9 protein-coding genes and 1 pseudogene are annotated in these 10,029 nt (G+C 72.4%); 4 read left to right on the forward strand and 6 right to left on the reverse strand.

Translation table 11 applies throughout. The features are described 5' to 3' along the window. The 3 genes from CA984_RS39110 to menC form a co-directional block, all read left to right on the forward strand. A partial coding sequence (locus tag CA984_RS39110) for a M20/M25/M40 family metallo-hydrolase (RefSeq protein ID WP_086578420.1) occupies positions 1-875 on the forward strand: 875 nt, incomplete at its 5' end. Next, entirely contained in the window at positions 872-1,693 is an 822-nt protein-coding gene (locus CA984_RS39115; protein ID WP_086578421.1) for a GNAT family N-acetyltransferase, read from the forward strand. The genes CA984_RS39110 and CA984_RS39115, both read left to right, overlap by 4 nt. A gap of 34 nt (positions 1,694-1,727) precedes the next feature. Next, positions 1,728-2,708 (forward strand): o-succinylbenzoate synthase, encoded by a 981-nt coding sequence (menC, locus tag CA984_RS39120; protein WP_207621208.1) that lies wholly within the window; start codon positions 1,728-1,730, stop codon positions 2,706-2,708. Between the two features lie 195 nt (positions 2,709-2,903). Here the strand turns inward: menC and bla are convergent, their stop codons facing one another. Beyond that, a complete protein-coding gene (gene bla / locus CA984_RS39125) occupies positions 2,904-3,881 on the reverse strand; it encodes a class A beta-lactamase (RefSeq protein ID WP_086578422.1) in 978 nt (325 codons plus the stop codon). A gap of 120 nt (positions 3,882-4,001) precedes the next feature. Here bla and CA984_RS48435 point away from each other — a divergent pair. Further along, positions 4,002-4,187: pseudogene (locus tag CA984_RS48435) on the forward strand (serine hydrolase); the annotation flags it as partial. A gap of 72 nt (positions 4,188-4,259) precedes the next feature. On the opposite strand, the gene CA984_RS39135 reads toward CA984_RS48435, so the two are convergent. The 5 genes from CA984_RS39135 to CA984_RS39155 all read right to left on the reverse strand — a co-directional run. After that, positions 4,260-4,952: an ATP-binding cassette domain-containing protein gene (locus CA984_RS39135; RefSeq protein ID WP_086578423.1), complete on the reverse strand. Its 693-nt coding sequence runs from the start codon at positions 4,950-4,952 to the stop codon at positions 4,260-4,262. Further along, complete coding sequence (locus CA984_RS39140) at positions 4,949-6,775, reverse strand: dipeptide/oligopeptide/nickel ABC transporter permease/ATP-binding protein (protein WP_086578424.1); 1,827 nt, start codon at positions 6,773-6,775, stop codon at positions 4,949-4,951. Before CA984_RS39140 ends, CA984_RS39135 begins: the two co-directional genes overlap by 4 nt. After that, positions 6,775-7,782, reverse strand: a complete 1,008-nt coding sequence (locus tag CA984_RS39145) for an ABC transporter permease (protein ID WP_086578425.1) — start codon at positions 7,780-7,782, stop codon at positions 6,775-6,777. The genes CA984_RS39140 and CA984_RS39145 overlap by 1 nt, the downstream gene beginning before the upstream one ends. After that, positions 7,783-9,369, reverse strand: a complete 1,587-nt coding sequence (locus CA984_RS39150; RefSeq protein ID WP_086578426.1) for an ABC transporter substrate-binding protein — start codon at positions 9,367-9,369, stop codon at positions 7,783-7,785. Between the two features lie 95 nt (positions 9,370-9,464). After that, positions 9,465-10,029 (reverse strand): PucR family transcriptional regulator (locus tag CA984_RS39155; protein WP_207621209.1); only part of this gene is annotated, 565 nt, incomplete at its 5' end.

Genomic DNA, 10,029 nt, shown 5'->3' on the forward strand with positions numbered 1-10,029 from the left:
TGGTCACCGGGGACGAGGAGGTCGGCTCGCTGTCCTCACGCGCGCTGATCGAGGAGTCGGCGCGCGGCTGCGCGGCCGCGTTCGTGCTGGAGGCGAGCGCCGACGGCGGAGCGCTCAAGACCGCCCGCAAGGGCACCTCCGACTACGCGGTCACCGTCCACGGCAGGGCCGCGCACGCGGGCCTGGAGCCCGAGAAGGGGGCGAACGCCGCCATCGAGCTGGCCCACCAGATCCTCGCGCTCGGCGAGATCGCCCCGTCGGCGGACGGCGGGGCGGCACCGGACGGCCTCGGCCCGACCACGGTCACCCCGACCGTGCTGTCCGGGGGCACCACGACGAACACCGTGCCCGCGCTCGCCGGTGTGGCGGTGGACGTGCGGGTGCCCACCCTCGCGGCGCAGGAGCGGGTGGACGAGCTGATGAGGGCCCTGTCCCCCCGGATCCCGGGGACCCGGCTGGAGGTGAGCGGCGGGCCGAACCGGCCTCCCCTGGAGCAGGCCTCGTCGGCGCGCCTGTTCGAACTGGCCCAGCGGATCGCCAAGGATCTGGGGATGGAACCGCTGCGGGGGGTGGCCGTGGGCGGCGCGTCCGACGGCAACTTCACCGCGGGGGTCGGCTGCCCGACGCTCGACGGGCTGGGCGCGGTGGGCGGCGGCGCCCATGCCGTCAGCGAGCACGTGGTCGTCGCGGAGATGCCCGGCCGGACGAGGCTGCTGACCGGGCTGATCGCCTCGGTCCTCGGAGGGGAGCCCTCTGCGGGAGAGGCGGCCACGGAGGCGACGATCTCGGGAGAGGCGGGCGCGGGAAGGATCTCGCCGCCGGCGTCGGAGGGATCGGCGGCCGCGGGAGAGCCGCCGGAGGAGGACGGCAGGTGACGGGCCCGACGGGGAGCGACGAGCACGCTGAGGCGGCGGCCCGGGCCGCGGAGGTGCGCATCGCCGAGCTGTCCGAGCTCCCCGCCTTCGAGGAGGTCTTCCGGCTGTTCGACGACATCTGGCACCCCGATCCGGGCAATCCCCCGGTGACCGTCGAGATGATGCGGGCGTTCTCGCACGCGGGCAACTACGTGGCCGGGGCCTACCGGGGCGACCGCCTGGTCGGCGCGTCGGTCGGTTTCCTGGCGGCGCCGGTCGGGCGGGTGCTGCACTCCCACGTCACCGGCGCCGCCACCGGACGCGGGATCGGCTTCGCGCTCAAACTGCACCAGCGCGCCTGGGCGCTGGAGCGCGGCCTGGAGCGCATCACCTGGACCTACGACCCGCTGGTACGGCGCAACGCCCACTTCAACCTGGTCAAACTCGGCGCGCTGCCCGAGGAGTACCTGCCGTCCTTCTACGGCCCCATGGCAGACGCGATCAACACCGGCGACGAGTCCGACCGGATGCTCGCCGTCTGGCGGCTGTCGCAGCCACGGGTGCTGGCCGCCGTCCAGGGCGAGCCGCACCGGCCGCCGACCCCGCCGCAGGCGGTCACCGCCCTGGCCGAACGCGACGGCCGCCCGCTCACCGGCCCGACCGACGCCCGCACGCTCCTGGTCGCCGTCCCCGCCGACATCGAGACGCTGCGCCGCGCCGACCCCGGCGCGGCCAGGGCATGGCGCCACGCCCTACGCGACGTGCTCGGCGCACTGATGCGGGAAGGAGCCCGCGTGACCGGGTTCACCGGCCAGGGCCACTACATCGTGGAGCGGTGAGCCGGGACCGGCCCACCGCCGACAAGGAGAGAACGTGAAGATCACTGGAATCGAACTGCGGCGGATCGCGATGCCGCTGGTCGCCCCCTTCCGCACCTCGTTCGGCACCGAGACCGAACGCGACATCCTGCTCCTGCGCGTCGTCACCCCCGACGCCCACACCGTCGGCCGGGCCCTGGARCCSTTCAARGGCCACCGGATGGCCAAGGCCGCCCTGGAGACCGCCGTCCTGGACGCCCARCTCCGCACCRCCGGCCAACCCCTGGCYGCCTTCCTCGGCGCCACCAAGGACCGSGTMCCSTSCGGSGTKTCGGTCGGCATCATGGACTCCATCCCCSAMCTSCTCGACRCCGTCGGCGGCTACCTSSACGAGGGYTAYSTMCGGATCAAACTCAAAATCGAACCCGGCTGGGACACCGCCCCCGTCCGCGCGGTACGCGAACGCTTCGGCGACGACCTGCTGCTCCAAGTCGACGCCAACGCCGCCTACACCCTCACCGACGCCCCCCACCTGGCCAAACTCGACGACTACGGCCTGCTGCTCATCGAACAACCCCTCGCCAACGACGACCTCGTCCAACACGCCCAGCTCGCCAAACTGCTGAAGACCCCGATCTGCCTGGACGAGTCCATCGAATCGGCCSARCACGCCGCCGCCGCCATCACCCTGGGCGCCTGCTCCATCATCAACATCAAACCCGGCCGGATCGGCGGCTACCTCGAAGCCCGCCGCATCCACGACCTGGCCCGCGCCCACGGCGTCGCCCTGTGGTGCGGCGGCATGCTGGAGACCGGCATCGGCCGCGCCGCCAACCTCGCCCTGGCCGCCCTGCCCGGCTTCACCCTGCCCGGCGACACCTCCGCCTCCCGCCGCTACTACGCCACCGACATCACCACCCCGTTCGAACTGCGCGAGGGCCACCTCGACGTCCCCACCGGCCCCGGCATCGGCATCGACCCCCTCCCCGACATCCTGAAGGAGGTCACCACCTCCACCGAATGGATCACCCTCTGACGGCCGACCAGGGCGATCACACCACCCGTTGAGGGCCCGCGGCGGCGCTCGGCCTGCCGCGGGCGGTGCCCGCCCCGCGTGGTGGCGTCGTCCGCTCCGTCGAAGAGATTCATTCACGGTCCCTGTCACGAGTGAGGAAATCGAGGCCGGACGACCAGAGGAGACGTACGGCCTCCGATCCCCTCCCGTGTGACATCAGAGCCTGCCGAGGCCGCGGGCGAGGACGGCGGCGGTGTCCGCGATGACTTTGTCGTCGGCGGCGGCGTCTGCGGCCCTGCGGTTGGTGTAGATCGACATGATGATGGGGGCGGCCGACTTTCCGGGCCAGACGACCGCGATGTCGTTCCCGGCCCCGTACTTCGAGTTCGTGCCGGTCCTGTCGCCGACCGTCCAGGACTTGGGCAGGCCCGCGCGGATGCGGGCGTCCCCGGTCTTGTTCGCGATCAGCCAGGCGTTCAGCCGCGCCCGGTCCTTGGCGTTGAGGGCGTCACCTGTCGTGACCGCGCGCAGGTCACGGCCCATCGACGCGGGCGTCGTGGTGTCCCGCTTCTCCTTGGGGCTCCAGTTGTTGAGCTCGGTCTCCCACCGGTCCAGCCGGGAGATCGGATCCTTCAGCGCACGGAAGTACGCGGTCAGCCCGGCAGGGCCGCCGATCTGCTTCAGCAGCATGTTGGCCGCGGTGTTGTCACTTTGGGTGACGGCCGCCTCGCACAGCCGGGCGACGGTCATCCCGTCCTTCACGTGCTTCTCGGTGACCGGGGAATGCCCCTGCAGCTCGGCGGTCGTCCAGTGCACGACCTTGTTCAGCAGGCCGGGGTCGGAGGTGCGGGCCTTGTGCAGCACGGCCGCCGCCGCGATCGCCTTGAAGGTGGACAGCAGCGGGAAACGCTCGCCCGACCGGTACGCGACCGTCTTTCCGGTGGCGGTGTCGACGGCGTACGCGCCGATGCGGCCCTTGAAGGACGCCTCCAGCGTGCGCAGCTCCTTCCTGGCCCGGGCTGCGTCCGGCGCCGCCTGCGGCGCTGTCGCCGATGCCGCCGCCGGCGTCGCCGTCAGTGTCGTCGCGGACGGAGCGGCGGACGCGTGACCGGTCGCGGCGGCACCCGTCAGAGGGATGAGCACGAGTGAGACCAGCGCCGACAGCGGGGCACGTCGAATGAGCTGAATGGGCATGCGAATGCCTTCCGGCCGTGGATTGGATACGACGGGAAGTCTCGCCCCGTCCTTCGATGCCGTCAAAGAGGGAGACGGTTGGTTCCATGCTGAAACGGCACAGGCTTACCTCGTGGACGTCGCCACACCATGCGAGAACCCAACGAGACCCCGGCGGAACGCCTCGACCCTCCCGACGTCCATCTCGCCCACTTCCTCGCCATCGAGGCGGGGACGGCCGGGCGGGGACACCGGATCCCACAGCTCGACGTGACTCACGCGAACCCGGGATCCGCGCGAGCGCTCATCGAACTCCTGCAGGCACTTCCGTACGGCACGGCCGGCCCTTCCGTCCGCCGCCTGTCCGGAACGGGCGGGGAGCGGGAGGCCGGCCGTGTCTCAGGCGCGCTTGAGGCGGGGCACCGCCTCAAGCAGGGAGCGGGTGTAGCCGTCCCGGGGCGAGCCCACCACCTCTTCGGTCGCCCCCATCTCGACCAGCCTGCCCCGGTGCATCACCGCGACGACGTCGGAGACGTACCGGACCACGGCGAGGTTGTGCGAGATGAACAGCATCGACAGCCCGAGCTCCTCACGCAGCGAGCGGACCAGGTTGAGCACCGAGCCCTGGACGGAGACGTCCAGGGCGGAGGTGATCTCGTCGGCGACCAGCAGTTCGGGGCGTGCGCCCAGCGCCCGGGCGACCGCCACCCGCTGCCGCTGACCGCCGGACAGCTCGCGCGGGTAGCGCCCCGCCATCGAGGCGGGCAGCGACACCAGCGACAGCAGCCGCTCCACCTCCGCCTGGCGGGCGGCGCGGGGCACGCGGAGTCCCTCGGCCACCGACGCGCCCACGGTCATCCGCGGGTCGAGGGAGGCGTAGGGATCCTGGAAGACCATCTGGATCCGCCGCGGATCGCCGCCGGTGATCTCACCGGTGTACGGCACCAGCCCGGTCACCGCCCTGGCCAGCGTGGACTTGCCCGATCCCGACTCCCCCACCAGGCCGACGATCGCCCCGGCCGGGATCTCCAGCGTGACGTCGTCGACGGCGGTGAACGCGCCGAACCGCACCGTCAGATTCTTGATGATCATGAAGCCTCCCAGCAGGCGACCTGGTGCGCCTTGCCGTACGGGATCAGGGGCGGGCGCTCGGCGCAGCGGCCGGTCGCCAGCTCGCAGCGGGCCGCGAAGGCGCACCCCGGGCCCAGCTCGGCGGGCGAGGGCTGATGACCGGGGATGCTGGCCAGCGGCAGGGACCTGTCGGTGTCCATGTCGGGCAGCGAGGCGACCAGCGCGCGGGTGTAGGGATGCGCGGCGCCGGAGGCCAGCTTCTCCACCGGCAGCTCCTCGACCACCCGGCCCGCGTACATCACCACGACCCGGTGGCACAGCTCGCCGACCACGGCGATGTCATGGGAGATGAACAGGGTCGCCGCGCCGCTCTCGCCGGTCACCTCGCGCAGCAGGCGCAGGATCTGCCGCTGCACGGTCACGTCGAGGGCGGTGGTCGGCTCGTCGGCGATGATCAGCCGCGGCGTGCCCATCAGGCCCATCGCGATCACCGCACGCTGCCGCATGCCGCCGGACAGCTCGTGCGGGTGCTGCCGGGCCCGTCTTTCCGGCTCCGGGATGCGCACGTGCCCGAGCCGGTCCACGGCCCTGGTCCTGGCCTCGGCGCGGCTCGCGCCCTGGTGCACGGTCGCCACCTCCGCGAGCTGGCCGCCGACTCTGAGCGCCGGGTTGAGCGAGGCCATCGGGTCCTGGAAGACCATCGCCAGCGACGTGCCGAGCAGCTTGCGGCGCTCCTGTTCCGGCAGCTCGCCGAGGTCGGTGCCGCACAGCCGCAGCCGTGCCGCGCTCACTTCGCCCGGGTAGGGCACCAGCCCGCCGATCGCCGACGCGGTCAGGCTCTTGCCGCTGCCCGACTCCCCCACCAGGCCGACGATCTCGCCGGGCGCGACGGTCAGCGACAGCCCGCGTACCGGCGTCACGCCGCCGGGGAAGGTGACGGTGAGGTCCCGCACCTCCAGGACCGCCTCCGGGTCGGGCGCGTCGAGCTCTCCGGGCATGGAGGCGGCCTGCGGGGCGGCCTTCCCCGCCGGTACGGCGGTACGCGACGCGGCACGTGCCAGGACGTCCCCCAGGAGGTTGAACCCGATGCCCGCGAGCGCCACCGCGACGGCGGGGCCGAGGGCGACGGCCGGGGTGGAGTAGATGCGGCCGAAGCCGTCGAACAGCAGCCGTCCCCAGTCGAACGACGGCGGCTGCACACCCAGGCCGAGGAAGGACATCCCGGCGAGCCCGAGCAGCGCGCCGCCCAGCGCCTGGGTGAGGTTGAGGATCAGCGGCTCGGCGATGTTGGGCAGGACGTGGCGCGTCATGATCCGCCGCCGGGGGACGCCGAGCATGCGGGCGGCCGAGACGTAGTCGGCTCCGGCGACCGAGGCGGCGAGCGTCTGGGTGAGCCGGGCGAAGCCGGGCGCGATGGCGACGCCGATGCCCAGCACGGCCCCTCGCGCGCCGAGTCCCGCGATCACCGCGGTGAACATGGCCAGCAGCAGGCCGGGGAAGGCCACCAGCGCGTTCACCGTACCGGTGACCAGGCGCGCGGGCCGGCGGGGCAGCACCGCGGGGAGCGCGCCGAGCACGGTTCCGCCGATCGCGCCGATGAGCGTGGCCAGCAGGGCCAGGAAGAGCGACAGCCGGCCGGCGACCAGCACCCGGGCGAGGATGTCACGGCCCAGGTTGTCGGTGCCGAGCGGGTGCGCGGCCGAGGCTCCCTGGAGGATGACCGCGGGGTCGATGCGCTCGGCCTCGGCGCCCCAGATCGGCGGTCCGGCGATCGCCAGGATCACCATGAGCGCGACCAGCGTGGTCCCGGCGAGCCCGGCGGGGGTCCGCAGCAGGTGCCGCATCAGCTCTCCTTCAGGGCGGACGTGGGGTCGAGCACGCCTAGCAGCAGGTCGACGAGGAGGTTCACCGTGAGCACGATCACGCCGTAGACGAGGATCACGCCCTGGGCGACCGGGTAGTCCTTCTGGGTGATCGACTCCACGACCCGCAGGCCGAGACCCGGCCAGGCGAAGACGTACTCGACCAGCACGCTCTCTGCGATCAGGCTGGTGAGCAGCAGGCCGCCCACGGTGAGCGTCGCGGTGAGCGTGTTGGGCAGGAGGTGCCGCACGTACAGCCGGGCGGCGGGCAGCCGTTTGGCGCGCGCCAGCCGCACGTAGTCGGTGCCCAGCTCGCGCAGCGTCTCCACCCGGGAGATGCGGGCGATCATCGCCGCCGGCGCGATGGCCAGGGCGAGGATCGGCAGCACGTACGATTCGGGGCCGCCCCTGCCTGCGGGCGGGAACCAGCCGAGGCCGATCGCGAACACCGTCACCAGGGCGATCGAGTAGAGGAACTCGGGCACGGCGACGGCCGCGCCGGTCGCGGAGGTGAAGGTCGCCTCGGTGCCCCGGTTGCGGCCGTTCTCGGTGCGGACCCCCGCCCACATGCCCAGCGGCACCGCGACGAGCAGAGCCACGACGGTCGCGAGCAGGGCCAGGACGAGCGTGTTGGGGAGCCGGGCGGCGATGACCTCGCCGACCGGTTCCCCGCTGAGGAAGGACGTGCCGAACTCCCCGCCCAGCACGTTGCGGACGTAGGACACCAGCTGGGACAGGAGCGGCTGGTCCAGCCCGAGTGCGGCCCGCCTGGCGGCGATCAGCTCGACCGGCGCGGCGGGGCCGAGCGAGGCGCGCACCGGGTCGCCCGGGATCAGGTGGATCATCGCGAACGACGCGACGAGCAGCGCGGCCAGCGAGATCACGAACCGGACGAGGTGCCGCAGCACGAACGCGCCGCGCGCCCGGCCCGGGAGCACCCGGCCGGCGAGCAGGCGCCCGCCGGCCGGCAGGCGAGAGGTCCCGGCCACTCAGCCCGCCTCGATCATCCGGATGGAGGTCGGGATGAACAGGCCCGCCATCGTGTCGAACTTCGCGTTCTTGGCCGCGGTCAGCACAGTGGTCTCCACGACCGGCACCACGTCGGCGTTCTCGAACAGCGCGGACTCCGACTCCAGCCAGAGCTTGCAGCCCTCCTCGGCGGGCTTGAGCTGGGCCTCGGCCACCAGCTTCTCGTAGCGGGCGTTGGCCAGGTGGGAGAAGTTGGCGCCCTTCGGCGCCGCCGGGCCGGTCAGGAAGCCGACGAGCTGCGTGGGAAGCGTGACGCCGATCGGCAGCCAGACGACGTCCCAGTCCTGGGTGACGTCGAGCGACTCCGACAGTTTGGTGTCGATGACGCCGTTCAGCTTGGCGTCGACGCCCACCTTCTTCCACGCGGCGGCGAGGTATTCGGCCGCGGCCTGCACCCCCGGCCCCCTGGTGGTGGCGTAGAGCAGGCGCAACTCCAGCTTCCGGCCGTCCTTGGCACGGACGCCGTCGGCGCCGGCCTTCCAGCCGGCGGCGTCCAGTGCGGCGCCCGCGGCGGCCGCGTCGAACGCCGGGACGTGGCCGGTGACGGTGTCGCCCTGGCACGGCCGCGGCTCCAGCACCAGTCCGGTGGCCGGACGGCCGGTGCCGGTGGCGGCGATCCCGGCGAGCTCCTTGAGGTTGATCGCCTGGGTGAGCGCCCTGCGCACCGCCGGGTCCTTGGCGGGCCGGTCGTCTCCCTGGTGGTAGAAGAACTGCCCGTTGCCCGAGGCCTCGATGGTCTTGCCGATCCCCGGGCTGGCCTCCAGGCGGGCGCGGTCGGGGCCGTAGATGATCGCACCGTTGAGGTCACCGGAGATCAGCAGGTTGGCGGCGGTCTGCTCGTTCGGCACGACCTTCAGCACGACCTTGTCGGGCAGGCCCGGCTCCTTCGTGGTGGCGCCGCCCGGCCCCCAGGTGTAGTCCTTGCGGATCTGGAAGGTGTAGTGGTCGCTGGGCATCGCCTCGGTGAGCGTGTAGGGCCCGGAGCCGGAGGTGCCGCGGGCCAGCACCGAGCGGTCCTCGACCCCCTTGCCGCAGACGATGAACATCAGCGGAGTGCTCTGCAGGATGAAACTGAAGGGCTTCGGGGTGGAGAGCGTCACCGTCCCCGCCGCGTCGTCCGCCTCGGCCTTCATCCCGGTGGGCACCAGCACGCCGTAGATCGGCGACTTGGAGGCCGGGTCGGCGACGTGGTTGACGTTGGCGGCCACGTCGGCGGGGGTGAGCTTGGAGCCGTCGGAGCAGGTGACGTCCTTGCGGAGGGTGAAGGTCACCGAATCGGGTCTGACGTCCCACTTCTCGGCCAGCCCAGGGATGATCTTACCGTCGGGACCGATGTGGACCAGCGTGTCGTAGGCCAGCGACAGCACGGTGTTGGTGACCGAGAGCACACCCATGGCCGGGTCGAGCACCCCGGGGTCGCTGCCGATCGCGAAGGTGAAGGTGCCACCGCCGGCGGAGCCGCCTGACGGGGAGTCCGCCGTACCGCCGCACGCGGCCACGGACAGGCTGAGGGCGCCGAGCACGGCCGCCACTCCTGTGTTTCTCATCGGGACTCCAGGAAGGTGGGGGTGATGCCCCACATTTGCCTTTTCCCGGCGATCCTTCTTCGTCCTTCGCCACGAAAAGCCCGAGATCCATCGTGCTACCGCCCGAAGAGCCGCATCTGGAGCATCACGGTCAGGCGTGCCTCGGGATCGGCCAGATCCAGGCCGCTGATCTCGGCGAGCCGCTTCAACCGGTAGCGGAAGGTGTTGGCGTGCACATGCACCCTGGCCGAGGCGGCATTGACGTCGCCGAAGGCGTCCAGGTAGGCCCGCAGGGTGGCGACCAGCTCGCTGCCGTGTTCCGCGTCGTGGCTCACCAGCCGTTCGTAGGGGCCGGTGGGGACCTGCTCCTCGGCCTCGACCAGGTCCGACAGCTGCAGCAGCAGCGCCTCGAAGTGCACGCCGGTGTAGCCGGCGACCGCGCCGGACGCCTCTCGGGCGCGCAGCACCCGCAGCGCCCGGTCGGCGTCGGCCCGGGACCTGGCCACCTCGGCCAGGTTGCCCGCCAGACGCCCCACGCCGATGTTGGCCGCGTGCCGGGGACCGACACGGACGAGGAAGCTCTCGGCGACCCGCACGGCCCGCGCCTCCTCGTCGCCACCGGTGTGCAGCGGCAGTACGGCGTAGGCCACCGAGCCGATCAGCGCGGCGGCGGCCTTGGGA

The sequence above is a fragment of the Streptosporangium minutum genome (assembly GCF_002149035.1).
Classification (GTDB): Bacteria; Actinomycetota; Actinomycetes; order Streptosporangiales; family Streptosporangiaceae; genus Streptosporangium; species Streptosporangium minutum.

Excerpts from the sequence above, each read along its gene's own strand:
- bla (WP_086578422.1), bottom strand. The coding sequence starts at position 3,881 with ATGCCCATTCAGCTCATTCGACGTGCCCCGCTGTCGGCGCTGGTCTCA.
- CA984_RS39135 (WP_086578423.1), bottom strand. The coding sequence starts at position 4,952 with ATGATCATCAAGAATCTGACGGTGCGGTTCGGCGCGTTCACCGCCGTC.
- CA984_RS39140 (WP_086578424.1), bottom strand. The coding sequence starts at position 6,775 with ATGCGGCACCTGCTGCGGACCCCCGCCGGGCTCGCCGGGACCACGCTG.
- CA984_RS39150 (WP_086578426.1), bottom strand. The coding sequence starts at position 9,369 with ATGAGAAACACAGGAGTGGCGGCCGTGCTCGGCGCCCTCAGCCTGTCC.